This is a genomic window from Nocardioides faecalis (genome assembly GCF_018388425.1).
Lineage (GTDB): Bacteria > Actinomycetota > Actinomycetes > Propionibacteriales > Nocardioidaceae > Nocardioides > Nocardioides faecalis.
The window spans coordinates 3,049,096-3,065,209 of the sequence record NZ_CP074406.1; the positions used below are offsets into that span (position 1 = coordinate 3,049,096).

Annotated in this window: 14 protein-coding genes; 3 read left to right on the forward strand and 11 right to left on the reverse strand. The window is 73.0% G+C overall.

Annotation, left to right across the window (positions count from 1 at the left end):
• Window positions 1-11 precede the first annotated feature (11 nt).
• Entirely contained in the window at window positions 12-2,072 is a 2,061-nt protein-coding gene (locus KG111_RS14380; RefSeq protein WP_205290970.1) for a fumarate reductase/succinate dehydrogenase flavoprotein subunit, read from the forward strand.
• A gap of 11 nt (window positions 2,073-2,083) precedes the next feature.
• Window positions 2,084-2,827: a succinate dehydrogenase/fumarate reductase iron-sulfur subunit gene (locus KG111_RS14385; protein ID WP_205291110.1), complete on the forward strand. Its 744-nt coding sequence runs from the start codon at window positions 2,084-2,086 to the stop codon at window positions 2,825-2,827.
• Between the two features lie 118 nt (window positions 2,828-2,945).
• Here KG111_RS14385 and KG111_RS14390 read toward each other — a convergent pair whose 3' ends face one another.
• The 10 genes from KG111_RS14390 to KG111_RS14435 all read right to left on the reverse strand — a co-directional run bounded on the left by KG111_RS14390 (window position 2,946) and on the right by KG111_RS14435 (window position 11,830).
• A complete protein-coding gene (locus tag KG111_RS14390; RefSeq protein WP_205290971.1) occupies window positions 2,946-3,581 on the reverse strand; it encodes a copper resistance CopC family protein in 636 nt (211 codons plus the stop codon).
• Entirely contained in the window at window positions 3,578-4,855 is a 1,278-nt protein-coding gene (locus KG111_RS14395) for a Dyp-type peroxidase (RefSeq protein WP_205290972.1), read from the reverse strand. The genes KG111_RS14390 and KG111_RS14395 overlap by 4 nt, the downstream gene beginning before the upstream one ends.
• The gene (locus KG111_RS14400; protein WP_205290973.1) at window positions 4,852-5,466 is read right to left on the reverse strand and encodes a copper chaperone PCu(A)C; all 615 of its coding nucleotides are present in this window, start codon (window positions 5,464-5,466) and stop codon (window positions 4,852-4,854) included. Before KG111_RS14400 ends, KG111_RS14395 begins: the two co-directional genes overlap by 4 nt.
• Window positions 5,467-5,555: 89 nt before the next feature.
• On the reverse strand, window positions 5,556-6,200 hold the full coding sequence (locus tag KG111_RS14405; RefSeq protein WP_205290974.1) for a hypothetical protein: 645 nt from the start codon (window positions 6,198-6,200) through the stop codon (window positions 5,556-5,558).
• A gap of 77 nt (window positions 6,201-6,277) precedes the next feature.
• The gene (locus tag KG111_RS14410; protein ID WP_205290975.1) at window positions 6,278-6,502 is read right to left on the reverse strand and encodes an SCO4848 family membrane protein; all 225 of its coding nucleotides are present in this window, start codon (window positions 6,500-6,502) and stop codon (window positions 6,278-6,280) included.
• A gap of 40 nt (window positions 6,503-6,542) precedes the next feature.
• Window positions 6,543-7,049, reverse strand: coding sequence for a 2'-5' RNA ligase family protein (locus KG111_RS14415; RefSeq protein ID WP_205290976.1), 507 nt, complete (start codon window positions 7,047-7,049; stop codon window positions 6,543-6,545).
• Window positions 7,049-8,143, reverse strand: coding sequence for a tryptophan--tRNA ligase (gene trpS, locus KG111_RS14420; RefSeq protein ID WP_205290977.1), 1,095 nt, complete (start codon window positions 8,141-8,143; stop codon window positions 7,049-7,051). Before trpS ends, KG111_RS14415 begins: the two co-directional genes overlap by 1 nt.
• A gap of 55 nt (window positions 8,144-8,198) precedes the next feature.
• Window positions 8,199-9,431: an MFS transporter gene (locus KG111_RS14425; protein ID WP_249666150.1), complete on the reverse strand. Its 1,233-nt coding sequence runs from the start codon at window positions 9,429-9,431 to the stop codon at window positions 8,199-8,201.
• A gap of 105 nt (window positions 9,432-9,536) precedes the next feature.
• Complete coding sequence (locus KG111_RS14430) at window positions 9,537-10,394, reverse strand: SDR family oxidoreductase (RefSeq protein WP_205290978.1); 858 nt, start codon at window positions 10,392-10,394, stop codon at window positions 9,537-9,539.
• A 95-nt stretch (window positions 10,395-10,489) separates the two neighbouring features.
• Window positions 10,490-11,830, reverse strand: a complete 1,341-nt coding sequence (locus KG111_RS14435) for a cytochrome P450 (protein WP_205290979.1) — start codon at window positions 11,828-11,830, stop codon at window positions 10,490-10,492.
• A gap of 97 nt (window positions 11,831-11,927) precedes the next feature.
• Here KG111_RS14435 and KG111_RS14440 point away from each other — a divergent pair, with 97 nt between their 5' ends.
• Window positions 11,928-12,533, forward strand: a complete 606-nt coding sequence (locus KG111_RS14440; protein WP_205290980.1) for a TetR/AcrR family transcriptional regulator — start codon at window positions 11,928-11,930, stop codon at window positions 12,531-12,533.
• Between the two features lie 6 nt (window positions 12,534-12,539).
• On the opposite strand, the gene KG111_RS14445 is transcribed toward KG111_RS14440, so the two are convergent.
• Complete coding sequence (locus tag KG111_RS14445) at window positions 12,540-16,073, reverse strand: ATP-binding cassette domain-containing protein (protein WP_205290981.1); 3,534 nt, start codon at window positions 16,071-16,073, stop codon at window positions 12,540-12,542.
• Window positions 16,074-16,114: the final 41 nt, after the last annotated feature.

Below are 16,114 nucleotides of genomic sequence, written 5' to 3' on the forward strand. Positions count from 1 at the left end.
ACCACCGCGCAATGGCTGGCAGCACCCTGCACGACGGCACCACTCCGCTCAACGCGGCGCCCGTCCAGAAGTCCGACGACGCCAAGGGCTACTACGTCCCCGGCGAGCCCCTGGTGGACCCGGTCGCCCCGACCGGTCCGATCAAGGACCGCTGGACCACCCGCAAGTTCGAGAACCGCCTGGTCAACCCGGCCAACCGGCGCAAGCTCGACATCATCATCGTCGGCACCGGCCTGGCCGGCGGCGCCGCCGCCGCCACGCTCGGCGAGGCCGGCTACAACGTGAAGTCCTTCTGCTACCAGGACTCCCCGCGCCGGGCGCACTCGATCGCCGCCCAGGGCGGCATCAACGCGGCGAAGAACTACAAGGAGGACGGCGACTCCACGTTCCGTCTCTTCTACGACACCGTCAAGGGTGGCGACTACCGCAGCCGCGAGAACAACGTCTACCGCCTCGCCGAGGTCAGCGCGAACATCATCGACCAGTGCGTCGCGCAGGGCGTCCCGTTCGCCCGCGAGTACGGCGGCCTGCTCGACAACCGCTCCTTCGGCGGCGTGCAGGTCTCCCGCACCTTCTACGCCCGCGGCCAGACGGGTCAGCAGCTGCTGATCGGCGCCTACCAGGCGATGGAGCGCCAGGTCGCGGCCGGCACGGTCAAGCAGTACACCCGCCACGAGATGCTCGAGGTGATCATCGTCGACGGGAAGGCCCGCGGGATCATCGCCCGCGACATGGTCACCGGCGAGATCGAGACCCACCTCGCCGACGTCGTGGTCCTGGCCACCGGCGGCTACGGCAACGTGTTCTTCCTCTCGACCAACGCGATGGGCTCGAACGTCACCGCCGCCTGGCGCGCGCACCGCAAGGGCGCCTACATGGCCAACCCCTGCTACACGCAGATCCACCCGACCTGCATCCCGGTCTCCGGCGACCACCAGTCGAAGCTGACCCTGATGAGCGAGTCGCTGCGCAACGACGGCCGGATCTGGGTCCCGAAGAACCCCGAGGACGCCACCAAGGACCCGCGCGACATCCCCGAGGAGGACCGCGACTACTACCTGGAGCGGATCTACCCCGCCTTCGGCAACCTGGTCCCCCGCGACATCGCCTCGCGTGCCGCGAAGTACCAGTGCGACGACGGTCGCGGTGTCGGCCCGGCCGTGCGCGAGATCGACGCCGACGGCAACGAGCGGATGGTGCGTCGCGGCGTCTACCTCGACTTCGCTGACGCGATCAACCGCCTCGGCGAGGACGCGGTGCGCGAGAAGTACGACAACCTCTTCGACATGTACGAGCGGATCACCGGGGAGAACCCCTACGAGGTCCCGATGCGGATCTACCCGGCCGTGCACTACGTGATGGGCGGCCTGTGGGTGGACTACCACCTGCAGACCAACATCCCCGGCCTGTTCTGCACCGGTGAGGCCAACTTCTCCGACCACGGCGCCAACCGTCTCGGCGCCTCCGCGCTGATGCAGGGCCTGGCCGACGGCTACTTCGTGCTGCCGAACACCATCCGCGAGTACCTCGCCGACGGCCCCTTCCCGAAGGTGGACGAGTCGCACGAGGCCGTCGTGGAGGCCCAGCGCAGCGTGCAGGAGCGGATCGAGAAGTTCCTGTCGATCAACGGCACCCGCAGCGCGGACAGCTACCACAAGGAGCTGGGCGCGATCATGTGGGAGTACTGCGGCATGGAGCGCACCGAGGCCGGTCTGAAGAAGGCCATCGAGCTGATCCGCGAGCTCAAGGCGGACTTCTGGAAGAACCTCAAGGTGCTCGGCTCCGCCGACACCCTCAACCAGAGCCTGGAGAAGGCCGGCCGCGTCGCGGACTTCATCGAGCTCGGTGAGCTGATGTGCATCGACGCCCTCAACCGGCGTGAGTCCTGCGGCGGCCACTTCCGTGCCGAGTCGCAGACCGAGGACGGCGAGGCGCTGCGTCACGACGACGAGTTCGCCTACGTCGCGGCGTGGGAGTGGGGCGGCGACTCGCTCGAGGGCGGCAAGCCGGTGCTGCACAAGGAAGACCTGATCTACACCGCCATCGAGATGAAGCAGCGGAGCTACAAGTGAGCGAAGGCACCATGAACCTGACCCTGAAGATCTGGCGTCAGGCCGGCCCGCAGGACAAGGGCGGTCTGCACACCTACCAGGTCGCCGGCATCTCTTCGGACATGAGCTTCCTCGAGATGCTCGACGTCCTCAACGAGCAGCTGAACGAGAAGGGCGAGGAGCCCATCGCGTTCGACCACGACTGCCGTGAGGGCATCTGCGGCACCTGCTCGCTCATGATCAACGGCCAGGCGCACGGCCCGGAGGTCACCACGACCTGCCAGCTGCACATGCGCTCGTTCGCCGACGGCGACACGATCACGGTCGAGCCGTGGCGCGCCGGCCCGTTCCCGGTGATCAAGGACCTGATCGTCGACCGCTCCGCGTTCGACCGGATCATCCAGTCCGGCGGCTACATCTCGGCCAACACCGGCTCGGCGCCCGAGGCGAACTCCGTGCCGGCTCCCCGCGACAAGGCGATGCGCGCGTTCAACGTGGCGACCTGCATCGCCTGCGGTGCGTGCGTCGCGGCGTGCCCCAACGGCTCCGCGTCGCTGTTCGTCGGCGCGAAGATCACCCACCTCGGCGAGCTCCCCCAGGGCCAGCCGGAGCGCTACACCCGCGTGGTGGACATGGTCGGCCAGGCCGACGTCGAGGGCTTCGGCGGCTGCACCAACATCGGCGAGTGCGCGGCGGCGTGCCCCAAGGAGATCCCGCTCGACGTGATCTCCCAGCTGAACAAGGACCTGCGCACCGCGCTCAAGAGCGGTCACTGATCCTCAGCACTGATCCACGGCAACGACGACACCGCCCCGGCTCCGATGGAGCCGGGGCGGTGTCGTTCTCCCTCGGCGGCCGTCGGGGCCGGGGTCGGGTGCGGCGAGGTGGGCCCGGTCAGTCCCCGGGGCCCGCGTCGCCGGGACCGACCCGGCGCGACCACAGCAGCAGCCCGCCGGCGAGGAGGAACAGGACGGCACCGACGCCGACCTGCACCTGGGTCAGGCTGACGCCACCCCCGTCGGTGCCGGAGCGGCTCGAGGCCTTGTCGGAGGACGTGCCGGAGGAGGTGTCGCCGGCCTGCTCGGAGGCCGCCTCGGGGGCGCCGGTCCCGGCGTCGCCGGCGTCCTGGCCGGGGGGGACGTAGGGCTCCTCCAGCGGGCCGTCGCCGACGACGAAGACGAGCCGGCCGGAGACCGGGTGCCCGTCCGCGGACACCGCCCGGAACGCCAGCCCGTAGGTGCCTTCGGCGCCCGCCCCGCTCAACGCGATCGAGACCCGCGTGTCGGCCACGGCCGCCTCGCCCTGCTGCACCTGCGTGCCGTCCGGGGCGGTCACCACGACGTACGCCGGGGCGCTCATCGGCTCGCTGAACTCGAGGCGGACCTGGGCCGGCAGCGTGTCGAGGCGCGTCCCGTCGGCGGGGTCGGCGGAGACCAGGGAGGCGTGCGCCGAGGCGGGCGGCTGCCAGGCCAGGGCACCGAGCAGCCCGAGAGCCACGGCGAGCAGCGCCACGAGGGTCCGGGCGATCACGGCTGCTCCCCCGTGCCCTCGAGCAGCGCCTGGCCCACGTAGCCGCCCTCAGCCGCCGCCGGCGGTACGGCGTACACGGCGGAGCCGATCGTCACGATCCAGTCGTTGAGCCGGTCCACCTCGTCCATCCGTTGCTGCACCGGCACGAACTGGCGGGCGGGGTCGGCGGCGAAGGCGAGGAACAGCAGGCCGCTGTCCTCGCCGGAGGAGCGGGTGTCGTCCGGCTCGGTGTAGTTGTAGGAGCGGCGCAGGAACCGTTCTTCCGGCGTGGTGTGCCGGACCCGGGCGATGTGGCTGGCCGGGTCGATGACGGGGAAGCCGAACCGGTCCGTGGCCTCGAAGTCGGGCTCGTCGAACTCGGCCTCGCCGGTCAACGGGGCACCGGTGTCGAGGCGTCGTCCGACCACGGCCTCACGCCCGACCCGGTCGACGCGGTCCCAGCGCTCCAGCTGCATCCGGATGCGTCGTACGACCAGGAAGGTGCCGCCGGCGAACGCCTCCGGTCCGCTCGTCCCGTCGGCCCACACCAGGGGGGCGAAGTCGGGCTCGGCCTCGGCGAGGTTGACGGTGCCGTCGACCTGGCCCATCAGGTTCCGCATCGTGGTGCCCTGCGACAGGGTGCCGCGGGCGTTGCGGAAGCCCTGCTGGATCCAGCGGACGTCAGCGAAGGCGCGGGCGTCCTTGACCAGCATCCGACGGGCGTGGGCCAGGGTGAGCGGGTCGTCGCAGCAGATCTGCGCGACGACGTCGCTCTGGCCCCACTCCGGCCGCAGCCGGTCACGGCTGAACTCGGGCAGCTCGGCCAGGGCGGGACGCCGGGAGGCGGGCACCAGGTCGCGCAGCACCCGCGGGCCGAAGCCGAAGGTGACGGTGAGCCGTGAGGGGTGGGCGGCGAGCTCCGGCTCGGTGTCGGCGAGCGCGCCCTCGCCCTGGCCGAGCCGGCGGGCGTCGTCGCTGAGCAGACGCATCATCCGGGCCAGGTGCTCGACGGTGGCGTCCTCGTGCAGGTCCCAGCCGACGAGCGCGAGGTGGGCCTGGGGCGGGGTCACGACGCCCGGCTGGTGGTTGCCCTCCGGCGGCACGGTCTCGGCGCCCGGGGACGGTGCGATCACGGTGGGGGCGGCGACGCTGCCCGACGCGCTGCCCGACGCGCTGTCCGCGCTCGCGGAGCCCGCCACGAGCGCGGAGGTGCTCCAGCCCGCACCGGCGCCACCGAAGGCGGCAGCACCGGTGCGCAGGAGACGTCGGCGGTCCCACCGGGGACCCCCGGTCATGAGCCGTGTCCGCCGTCCTCGGTGTGACCGGCGTCGTGGCCGTTCTGGTACTTCTCGTCGGCGCCGTCGAAGGGCTTCACGGTGGACTCGACCTCGGTGGTGGAGCCGTCGTCGAGGGTGAGCGTGAGGGTCACCGTCGTGCCGGGCTCCAGCGCGCGGGTCAGCTTCATCAGCATGATGTGGGCCCCGCCCGGGGCGAGCTCGAGCGTGCCGCCGGCGGGGACGACGAATCCGCCGTCCTTGGCCTGCATCGCCACCGAGCCGTCGGCGTTCTCGACCGTCTCGTGCAGCTCGGCGCGAGCCGCGACGTCGCTGGCGACGTCGGTGACGGTGACGTCCTCGGCACCGGTGTTGACGAGCGTGCCGAACGCCGCCGTCATGCCGCGGTCGGCGGCCTTCACCCACGGGTCGCTCACGCTCAGCACGGCGGCGCCGTCGGCACCGTCGGTGGAGGAGCGCTCCCTGGCGCTGGGGCTGCTCGAGGTGTCGGCACCGGCCTTGTCGTCGTTCTCGGTGCCGCAGGCGGCGAGTGCCGGGACCAGCGCGGCCACGAGCGCCGCGGTGGTCAGGGTCTTCCTCGCGCCGGCCATGCGGCGGGGGGTGGTGGTCATCGAACCGTCCGTTCTGCTGGGCGCGCACGGGCGCGCGCGTGGGAGGAGGCGCACGCGCACCTCCTCCGGCTCACACCCGGTGTGGAGCCTCAGTGCGCGGCGCAGGTCGCGGGTCGCGCGGCGCGCGGCGGCCCGCGGGCCGCGAGCACGCGGTACGCGACCTGGCTGGCGCGCCGGTGGACCCGGGTCAGGAGCCGGGGGCGGTGGCGCACCGGCACCGCGAGCACGCGCGGCAGGACCGGCAGCAGCCGTCCCACCAGGACCCTGACGAGCCCGAGCAGGACACGGTCGAGACCGGCGGCCACGGCGACGGTGATCGCGGCGACCGCCAGGTGCAGGGCCACCAGCCGCGGCTCGATACCGAGCGCGGCGGGGAGCGCGGCGGGGACCGAGCCGGCAGCGCTGCCGGCCCCTGCGGCCGCGTCGGGATCGGGTGGGCCGGGCAGCAGGTGGGCGTGCCCGGCCGGGCTCGACGACATCATCAGGCACAGGTGCCCGACGACCTGGGCGACGAGGGCGACCGCGACCAGCCGGGGCAGGTCGGTGGTGTCGTGCCGGGCCAGCAGGACGGCCAGCGGCACCGTCACGGCGAGGACGACCAGGCCGGAGACCAGCTCGACGTCGCCGCCGCCGGCGACGTGCGCGACCAGCGCACCGAACGAGGCGACGAGACCGGCCGCGATGCCCCGGTCGCGGCGAGCACGCAGCCCGGCGGCGGGGACGGCGACGGTCATCACTCGCTCCTTGATCGGGCAGCGCTGGGCTCGGCTGGCCGCTGCCCCCATGGTAGGCGGTGGCGCCGCTCGCGCGGCTATCGCCGGTTGGCCCGCAGCGCCTTCCAGCCCAGCGAGCCCAGCACGGCGGCGATCGCGAAGTTGACCACGATCAGCACGGTGTGGGCCACCCAGTAGCCGGTCGCCCGCTCCTCACCGGAGCTGTAGGCGGAGTACAGGTTGCGGGCGAAGTTGCCGAACGAGAAGACGTTCCAGGCCGCGACGGCCAGGAGCAGGATCGCGTGCTTGCGCTCGAACTTCATCGGGTTCCTTTCGTGGACGTGCGTGCTGGCGGGGCGGGGCTCACCCGAGCGCGAACGTGCGCCGGGAGACCCACCCCTGCTCGTCGTCGTGGACGTAGAGGTGGAAGTCGGTGACCTCGAAGCGGCACTCGAACCCCGCCAGGTCGTCGAAGGCCCGGTCCAGGGTCGGGTCGTCGAGGTGGTGGGCGATGGTGACGTGCGGGTGGTAGGGGAAGTCCAGGTCGACGGCCAGCGGCCCGCGTCGTACGGCGTCGGCGAGCTGCTCGACGTGGGAGATGCCCTCGACCAGGCTGACGAACACCACCGGGGAGACCGGGCGGAAGGTCGCCGTGCCGCGCAGGTGCACGCCGAAGGAGGACACCACGGTGCCCGCGGCCTCCAGGTGTGCCTCGATGTCGGCGAGGTCGCCGGAGACCTCCAGCGGCGGGATCAGCGTGACGTGGCTGGGCACCCCGGCGGCCGTCGGGTCGCCGATGCTCTGCCGGTAGTCGTAGAGCTCACTGGCCCACGGCTCCGGGATCGCGATCGCGACGCCGATGACCGGCATCAGGAACCAGCCACCGGCGGCTTCGCTGCGGGCGGGGCGACGAAGCCGACCCGCTGGTAGACGTCGCGCAGCGTGGCCTCGGCCACCTCGCGGGCGGTGGCGGCGCCCTGGGCGAGCACCTGGGTCAGGTAGCTCTGGTCGTCGAGGAGCTCGAGCGTCCGGTCCCGGAACGGCGTCACGAAGCCCACGACGATCTCGGCGAGGTCCTTCTTCAGGTCGCCGTACATCCTGCCGGCGTACTGCTCCTCCAACGCCTGCACCGACTCGCCGGTGAGCGCGGAGTAGATGGTGAGCAGGTTGCTCACCCCCGGCTTGGTCTCGGGGTCGAAACGGACGACGGCCTCGGAGTCGGTCACCGCCGAGCGGATCTTCTTGGCGCTGACCTTGGGGTCGTCCAGCATCTCGATGATGCCGGACGGCGAGGACGCCGACTTCGACATCTTCGACGTCGGGTCCTGCAGGTCCGCGATCTTGCCGGTGGCCTTGAGGATGTAGGGCTCGGGCAGCCGGAAGGTCTTCTTGTAGCGGCTGTTGAACCGCTGCGCGAGGTCGCGGGTCAGCTCGAGGTGCTGGCGCTGGTCCTCGCCCACCGGCACGTAGTGCGGCCGGTACAGCAGGATGTCGGCGGCCTGCAGGATCGGGTAGGTGAACAGCCCGACGCTGGCCGCGCCCTCGCCACCCTTGGCGGACTTGTCCTTGAACTGCGTCATGCGCCGGGCCTCGCCGAAGCCGGTGAGGCAGTTGAACACCCACGCCAGCTGGGCGTGCTCGGGCACGTGGCTCTGCACGAAGATCGCGCTGCGGGCCGGGTCGATGCCCATCGCGATCAGCTGTGCTGCTGCCCGCAGGGTCCGTTCGCGCAGCACCTTCGGGTCCTGCTCGACGGTGATCGCGTGCAGGTCGGCGATGAAGAAGAACGGCTGGTGGTCGCGCTGCAGGTCCACCCACTGCCGGGTCGCACCGAGGTAGTTGCCGAAGTGGAAGGAGTCCGACGTCGGCTGGATCCCCGACAACACCCGCGGACGGGCACCGGAGGCGGGTACGGCGGGCTGTGCGGTCTCCGGCACGGGAGGGTGCGCGGTGGTGGCGGACATGGGCGTCATTGTTTCACCCCCCTCCCGCGGCGACCCACTCGCCGCCTCACCGCGCTCAGCCGGCGGTGACCGGGGTCGCGGCGCGCCGGTGGACCAGCGCGGAGACCACCAGGATGACGACGCCCAGGGTGGCCAGGCCCGCGCCGGCCAACGCCGGAGCGCGGTAGCCGTACCCGGCGGTGATCACGACGCCGCCGATCCAGGCGCCGAGGGCGTTGGCGATGTTGAGCGAGGCATGGTTCATCGCCGCGCCGAGGGTGACCGCACCGCCGGCCACGTCCATCAGCCGCAGCTGCAGGTTGACCACGAGCACCGAGCCGGCGGTGGTCACGCAGAAGGCGACGGGAAGCAGCGCCCAGCCGCCCGGAGCGGCGAGGTAGTAGAGCAGCATCAGCCCGATACCGGCGACGCCGGAGAGCAGCAGGCTGCGGAAGACCGACCAGGCCGCGAGCTCGCCGGCCAGCCACGTGCCGAAGACCATGCCCAGGCCGAGCGCGAGGACGAAGACCGGCACGGTGCCCTTGTCCAGGCCGCCGACCGCGGTGACGGTCTTGGCGATGTAGGAGTAGACGGCGAACATCCCGCCGAAGCCGACCGCGCCCACCGCCATCGTGAGCCAGACCTGCAGGCTGGTGAAGAACTCGCGCGCCTCCCGGCGGCCGCTGGCCTCCGGATCGCCGGGGATCGAGGGCACCACGGCCAGCACCATCGCGGCGGTGGCCAGGGCGAGCAGCCCGCCGAGCAGGTACGTCGAGCGCCAGCCGACCTGCTGGCCCAGGAACGTGGCCAGCGGCACACCCACCACGTTGGCCACCGACAGGCCGAGCATCACCGCGGCGATCGCGCGACCGCGCCGGGCGGGTGCGACGAGGCTGGCCGCGACCAGGCTGGCGACCCCGAAGTAGGCGCCGTGCGGCAGGCCGTCGAGGAACCGTGCGGCGGCGAGCACCTCGTAGCTGGGTGCGGCGGCGGAGAGCAGGTTGAAGGCGGCGTAGGCGCCCATCAGGCCCACCAGCATCGCGCGGCGCGGCAGGGCGGCGCCGAAGAAGGCGAGGATCGGCACCCCGACCACCACGCCGAGCGCGTAGGCGGAGATGACGTGGCCGGCGGCCGGGACCGAGACGTCGACGCCGTCGGCGATCTCCGGCAGAACGCCCATGGTCATGAACTCGGTGGTGCCGATGGTGAAGCCGCCGACCGCGAGGGCGAGGATCGCGAGTGCGGGTCGCGGGTGGGAGACCATCGCCGCCTCCTCCGAGTCGGGGCCGGTGGTGGTCGCAGAGGTCACGGGAGGCAAGAACGCCCTGCGCCCCGGGCGGTATTCCGGCCGGGGCGCGGGGCGTTCGTCACAGACCGGCGCGAAGCGCCGGGCCAGGGTGTCGTGCGAGTCGGGTCAGCTCTTGTCGCCCGTGGCCTCGCGGGCCACGTTCTGCCGGGCGGCGCGGGCCTCGTAGGCGGCCCGGGCGGAGAAGTCGGTGCCGCTGAGCACCTCGTCGGCCTTCATCGCCTTGGTGATCGCGTCCTGCACGGCGCGGGGCAGGGCCAGCGTGGGCTTCGACAGCGCCTGGCCCCAGCGCGGCACCCACAGCTCGGCGCGCGGCTTCTTCACGGCGGAGTCGATCACCTCGGCGACGTCCTCGGCGGTGACCTTCTTGACGCCGCGGGCCGCCGGCACGCCGACCGCCAGCTCGGTGTTCACCACGCTGGGCAACACCATGGTGACGTCGACGCCCTGGGGCGCCAGTTCCTGGCGGGTGGCCTCGGAGAAGCCGACCACGGCGAACTTCGACGCCGAGTACGTCGCCCCGTTCGCCAGCGCGACCCGGCCGACCGCCGAGGCGACGTTGACGATGTGGCCGCGCCCGCGCGCGACCATGCCGGGTGCCACCGCCTTGGTGCCGAAGATGACGCCGTGCACGTTGACGTCGATGATCGACCGGGCGGTGGCGTGGGACTCCTCCAGCACCGGGCCCAGCGGCATGATCCCGGCGTTGTTGACCAGCACGTCCCAGGGGCCGAGGTGGTCGACCGCGGCCAGGAAGGCGGTCCAGGAGTCGGGGTCGGTGACGTCGAGCGGCGCCGCGGCCACCTTGTCGTCGTACTGCGCGGCGACCTCGGCGGCGAGGTCCCCGTCCAGGTCGCCCACCGCGACCTTCGCACCCTGACGCGCGAAGAGGTCGACGGTGGCACGGCCGATGCCGCGGGCACCGCCGGTGACGATGATGGACAGGCCGTTGATGGAGCGGCTCACGAGGGGTTCCTCTCGGTTCTCCCGGCGGGCGGGCCGGGTGGGTGTGGGGGTGGATCGTCACGGAGCGTCGTGCTGCTCCGGGGTGCTGCTCGTGCTCAGAGAGGCGCGATGTCGATGGGCTGGCCGTCCTTGGGGTAGGGCAGCGAGTGGTTGTCCAGCGGGGCGACGTACGACGGGTCGACGTGCCAGCGCCGGGTGCGCAGCAGGTGGTGCAGGATCGTCTTCACCTCGGCGCCGGCGAAGTGCAGGCCGATGCACTTGTGCACTCCCCCGCCGAACGGCGCCCACGCGTAGCGGTGGGACTTGTCCTCGCGGCGCTCGGGGCCGAACCGCTCGGGGTCGAAGCGGGTCGGGTCGCTCCACAGCTCGGGCATCAGGTGGTTGAACTGCACGCCGACCGCGAGCGGGGTGCCGGCGGGCAGCCGCACCCCCTGCACCACGGTCTCCTTGACCGTCTGGCGCGCCATCGCGGGCACCGGCGCGCGCAGCCGCAGCGCCTCCTTCATCACCATGTCCAGCGAGGTCAGGCCCTCCAGCTCGGCCAGCCCGGGGGCATCGCCCAGCGCCATCGACTCCTCGCGGCAGCGCTCCTGCCACTCGGGGTGCTGGCCGAGGAGCTGCAGCATCGTCGAGGTGGTGATCGTGGAGGTGTCGTGGGCGGCCATCATCAAGAAGATCATGTGGTTGACGACGTCGTCGTCGCTGAAGCGATCGCCGTCGGCGTCCTCGATGTGGCACAGCACGGAGAACAGGTCGTCGCCGGGATCGGCCCGCTTGGCCGGCAGGTAGTGGCGCAGGAAGTCCTCGAGCACCCGGCGGCCGCGGTAGGCCCGGCCCCAGCGCGTGAACGGCACGTCGGCGCGGACGACGCCCGCAGCGGCCTGCACGCACGCGATGAAGGCGCGGTTGACCCGGTCCATCTCGCCGGGCGTGGTGTCGGCGGCGCCGCCCATGAAGATGTCCGCCGCGACGTCGAGGGTGAGCTGCTTGAGCGCGGGGTAGCAGGCGAAGCCCTCCTGCGCGGGCCACCGGGCCAGGCCCCGGGCGATCGAGGGGTGCATCAGCTCGGCGTAGCGGGTGAGCCGGTCGCGGGTGAACGCCTCCTGCATGATCCGCCGGTGCCCGTGGTGCTCGGAGCCGTCGAGCAGCATGAGCCCGCGGTTGAAGAACGGGCCCACCATGGCGCCCCAGGCGGGCTCGTTGACGAACGCCTTGTCGGCGTTGCGCAGGGCGTCGCCGACGGCATCGGGGCCGAGCAGCATCACGTAGGTCTTGCCGAGGAAGGGCAGCGGGGAGACCGGACCGTAGGTGTCCCACTGGTGCTGCATGAGCGCGACCGGGTCCCGCGCGTAGTCCAGCCCACGGCCGAGCAGCGGCCATCCTCGGTCGCCGGAGACCAGGTCGGGCAGGGGACGGACAGCTTGATCGGTGCTCATCTTCGAACTCCTTCGCGTGGCGGAGGACACAAGACTGATTCAGGAAGGACGCTCTGTCAACCTTCTGTTTCGCCGTTGGTTACGGCAGGCTGGGGGCATGGCAGTGCAATCCGGGATCTACAAGGGGGTCAGCGCCGCCGACCGCGCGGCGGAGCGCCGCAGCCGGTTGCTGGAGGCGACGTTGTCGGTGTGGGCCGACCCCGGCACCCGGACCACGATGACCGCGGTGTGCGCGGCCGCGGGCCTCACCGAGCGCTACTTCTACGAGAGCTTCAAGAACCTCGACGAGGCGCAGTCCGCGCTGTTGGAGGCCGTGGCGGTCGAGATCGAGACCACCACCCTCGCTGCGGCGGAGGCCGCCGGCGCCGATCCCGCCGCCCGGATCCACGCGGCCATCACCGCCCTGGTGGAGCTGCTCACCGCGGATCCCCGCAAGGGACGGGTCGCGATCATCGAGGCCGGCACGATGCCGGCGCTGCGCGGACGCCGTACCGAGCTGCTGCGGCACTTCGCCCACCTGGCCGCCGCCGAGGCGCACGAGGGCGGGTTGCCGCGCCGCGACCGCCAGGACGAGCTGGCCGGCCTGCTGTTCATCGGCGGCATGGCCGAGGTGGTCACCGCCTGGCTCGACGGCGTGCTCGACGCGACGCCCGAGGAGATCGTGCAGACCGCGAGCCGCAGCTTCCTGGGGCTCTACGGCTGAGGCCGCTCAGCCGGCCAGGTGGCCCCAGCGGGCAGCGAGCTCGGCCCAGGGACCGACCGCGGCCAGCCGGCCCTCGACGAGCACCACGACCCGGTCCGCCTGCTCGAGGGCGGCGCGCTTCGACGTGGCGCCGACCACGGTGACCTGCTGCTCGCGCAGCGCCGCCCACAGCTCGATCTCGGTGGCGGCGTCCAGGGCACTGGAGACGTCGTCGGCCAACAACAGCTCGGGGTCGACCGCCAGCGCCCGGGCCAGCGCCAGGCGCTGCACCTGGCCTCCGGAGAGCCTGACGCCGCGGTGCCCGACCAGCGCGTGCGGACCGCCCGCCTCGGCCACGTCCTGCCCCAGCCGCGCGGAGGCCAGCGGCCGATCGAGCTCGCGGAGGTGGCCGAGCTGGACGTTGTCGGCGAAGGTGCCGGAGAGCACCCGGGGCACCTGGGCCACGTGGGCGACCTGGGCGGGGCGCAGGAAGGTCTCGGGGTCGGTCACCGGCCGGCCGTTCCAGCACAGCTCGCCGCGGTGCTCCACCAGCCCCGCCAGCGCGGACAGCAGGCTCGACTTGCCGGAGCCCACCTGGCCCAGCAGCAGCACCAGCTCACCGCGCGCCAGGTCGAGGTCGACGCCCTCGACCCCGACGGTGCCGTCGTCGTGCACCGCGGCGAACCCGCGCAGCCGCAGGTGCTGCAGCGGCGATCGCTGCGGGGCCACCGGCTCCGGAGCGGCCCCGGTGACCAGGTCGACGCCGGGCGGCATCGTCATCAGGTCCACGCCGCCGGCCAGTCGGGCGGTCTCCGTCTGCCAGGCCCGCGTGCCGGGCGCCTCGGTGACCACCGCCCCGGCTACGCGGCCGTACCAGTCGAACCCGTTGACCGCGGTGGAGACCAGCACGGCGGTGGCCAGGCCCCACACGTCGAGGAAGTACAGCGCCCAGGCGGCGACGGCGCCGAGCTGCACCATCACCATCGGCACGCCGTCGAGGACGGCCTGCACCCGGTGCTCGAAGACCGCGGCCTCGACCCGCCCGCCGTCGACCCGGCGCAGGTGGGCGTGGACCTGCGGGGTCCGCCCGGCCAGCTTCACCGTGCGGGCCGACTCGACCGCGGACACCACCGCGCGGCCGAACCGGGCGCGGGCGGTGGAGGAGCGGGTCGCGGAGCGACCTGCGATCGGACGGCCGATCGACGAGGCGAGCGCGCTGGCGGCCATCACCGCCAGCAGCACGGCACCGGCCAGCCAGCTGCCGCCCGCCACCATGGTGAGGCCGGCGATGATGAGTCCGTTGGTCACGTCGACCCAGCGGTCGGCGTAGCGGGCGAAGCGGTCGGCGTCCATCGCCCGGGCGACGACCTCCCCCGGCGGCGTGCGCGGCAGCCGGCGGTCCCGGACCTGGCCGAGCAGCACCGACATCCGCACGCGCAGCAGCACCTCGACCCACCAGCGGGGGTAGCGCCGGATCGCATCCGCCAGCAGCGGCGGCGCGCACAGCAGCGCCAGCACCATCACCACGAGCAGCCCGGTGGTGGGCTCGCCCCGGCCGATGCGCTCGACGACCTGGCCCCACAGGTAGCCGGTCACCGCGCCCAGCGGCGCGAGGAGGCTGGCGGCCAGGAACACCACGACCGACCAGGCCCCCCACCGCGGACGGACCCACAGTGCGTGCCAGATGCCGCGGGCCAGGCTCGGGCCCGAGCCGACCTCGGGGCGCTCCGGGGGCTCGCCGACCCGACGGCGGCCGCCGATGCCGGGCGCGGGCGTCTCCTGCGTCACCGAGGGCAGCTCCGCAAGGGTCTCCAGCGGTACGTCCCGGCGCTCTCCGCCGGCCAGCAGCAGCCGGCGGAACGGGCCGTCGCACTCGGCGAGCTCGGCGCGCGGGCCGTGCTGGACCACGCGGCCGTGGTCGAGCACGGCGACGGTGTCGGCACGCTCGATGGTGCTGAGCCGGTGGGCGACGAGCACCCCGGTACGCCCGGACAGCAGCCGGTCGGCGGCGGCCACGACCCGCGCCTCGGTGACCGGGTCCATCCGGGCGGTGGCCTCGTCCAGCACCACCACCTGCACGTGGCGCACCAGCAGCCGGGCGAAGGCGACCAGCTGCTCCTCGCCGGCCGACAGCGTGGTGCCGCCGGGCCCGAGCAGCGTGTCCAGCCCGTCGGGCAGGCCCGCCACCCAGTCGAGCAGGCCCAGCTCGGCCACCGCGGCGGCGACCTCGGTCCGCGGGATGTCGGCGAAGAGCGCGATGTTCTCGGCCAGGGTGCCGGCGAGGATCTCGGTGCGCTGGGTGACCACGCCGACCCGGCGCCGCAGCTCGTGCAGGTCCAGGGCGGTGATGTCGGCCCCGCCCAGGAAGATCGTGCCCGGCGGCGGCTCCGCGGCCCGCGACAGCAACGCGGCCAACGTGGACTTCCCGGATCCAGTGCGCCCCACCAGCGCGAGCGTCTGCCCCGCAGGCAGGTGCAGGTCGACGTCGCACAGCGCGAAGTCGCCGTCGGCGTAGCTGAAGTCCAGCTCGCGGATGCGCAGGTCCAGCGCGCCAGGCGGCACCGGGTCGCCCCCCAGCGGCTCGGCCTCCACGGCGAGCAGCTGGCGCAGCCGGATGACCGCACCCATCCCCGCCTGGATCTCGGGCAGCTGGTGGCTCAGGTTGCTGAGCTGGCCGACGAAGATGGTGGTGATCAGGAACAGCGTGACCAGCCCGGCCACGTCGAGCCCGCCGCCGCTGACCATCGCCACCCCGCCGAGCGCGACCGCCGCGAGCAGGCCGTGCAGCAGCCAGCCGACCTGCATCGCCAGGCGCCCCTCGAGCGTCACGACGTCGAGGAAGCGTGCGTGCGCCTTCGCGGACAGCTCCGCGAGGCGTCGTACGACGAACGCGCGGCCGCCGCTGGTGCGCAGGTCGTCGCGGCCGGTGACGCCCTCCTCCAGCGCGGCGGCGTGGTCGGTCCAGACCGCCTCCTCGATCACCTTGCGACGGGCGATCTCCCCCAGCGCCGGACGCATCACCGCGACGGTGAGCAGGCCGACCACGGGGAACAGCACGAACGCCGGCCACCAGGTCACCCCGGCCACCACCCACATCGGCAGCGCCCCGAAGAGGGTCCGCATGGCCGTCCAGATCTGCTGGCGCAGCAGGGTCCCGACCTCGTGGGTGTCGTCGTCGACCCGGTCCAGGATCTCGCCGACCGCCTGCTCGGTCAGGTGCGCCAGGGGCTGCTGCAGCGCGGCGCTGAGCAGGTCGCCGCGCAGCCGGCCCTCGGCCCGGTCGACGACCCCGGCCCAGAACACCCGGCCGACCGTGTCGACGACCGCGGCGCCGACCACGCACAGCGCGAACCAGCCGAGCAGGGCGGAGCTCGGTTGCTCGGCGATCCGGCCGGCGAAGATGCTGCCCACGGCGGTGCCGAGCGCGGCCAGCGCGACCGCCGCGACGGCGACGACGGCCGCCCGACCGCGCAGCCGTCGCCAGTCGACCTGGCGCGCGGGACCGGCACCGAGGTGCGCCGGTGCCTCGGTGGCGGTACGGCGGCTCAGCATCTCGGTCATGGTTCTCCAGGCTAGGCATCCAGGGGGCCGGGCGCCTCCGA

Excerpts from the sequence above, each read along its gene's own strand:
- KG111_RS14380 (WP_205290970.1), top strand. The coding sequence starts at position 12 with ATGGCTGGCAGCACCCTGCACGACGGCACCACTCCGCTCAACGCGGCG.
- KG111_RS14385 (WP_205291110.1), top strand. The coding sequence starts at position 2,084 with ATGAACCTGACCCTGAAGATCTGGCGTCAGGCCGGCCCGCAGGACAAG.
- KG111_RS14395 (WP_205290972.1), bottom strand. The coding sequence starts at position 4,855 with ATGACCGGGGGTCCCCGGTGGGACCGCCGACGTCTCCTGCGCACCGGT.
- KG111_RS14400 (WP_205290973.1), bottom strand. The coding sequence starts at position 5,466 with ATGACCACCACCCCCCGCCGCATGGCCGGCGCGAGGAAGACCCTGACC.
- KG111_RS14405 (WP_205290974.1), bottom strand. The coding sequence starts at position 6,200 with ATGACCGTCGCCGTCCCCGCCGCCGGGCTGCGTGCTCGCCGCGACCGG.
- KG111_RS14410 (WP_205290975.1), bottom strand. The coding sequence starts at position 6,502 with ATGAAGTTCGAGCGCAAGCACGCGATCCTGCTCCTGGCCGTCGCGGCC.
- KG111_RS14415 (WP_205290976.1), bottom strand. The coding sequence starts at position 7,049 with ATGCCGGTCATCGGCGTCGCGATCGCGATCCCGGAGCCGTGGGCCAGT.
- trpS (WP_205290977.1), bottom strand. The coding sequence starts at position 8,143 with ATGTCCGCCACCACCGCGCACCCTCCCGTGCCGGAGACCGCACAGCCC.
- KG111_RS14435 (WP_205290979.1), bottom strand. The coding sequence starts at position 11,830 with ATGAGCACCGATCAAGCTGTCCGTCCCCTGCCCGACCTGGTCTCCGGC.
- KG111_RS14440 (WP_205290980.1), top strand. The coding sequence starts at position 11,928 with ATGGCAGTGCAATCCGGGATCTACAAGGGGGTCAGCGCCGCCGACCGC.
- KG111_RS14445 (WP_205290981.1), bottom strand. The coding sequence starts at position 16,073 with ATGACCGAGATGCTGAGCCGCCGTACCGCCACCGAGGCACCGGCGCAC.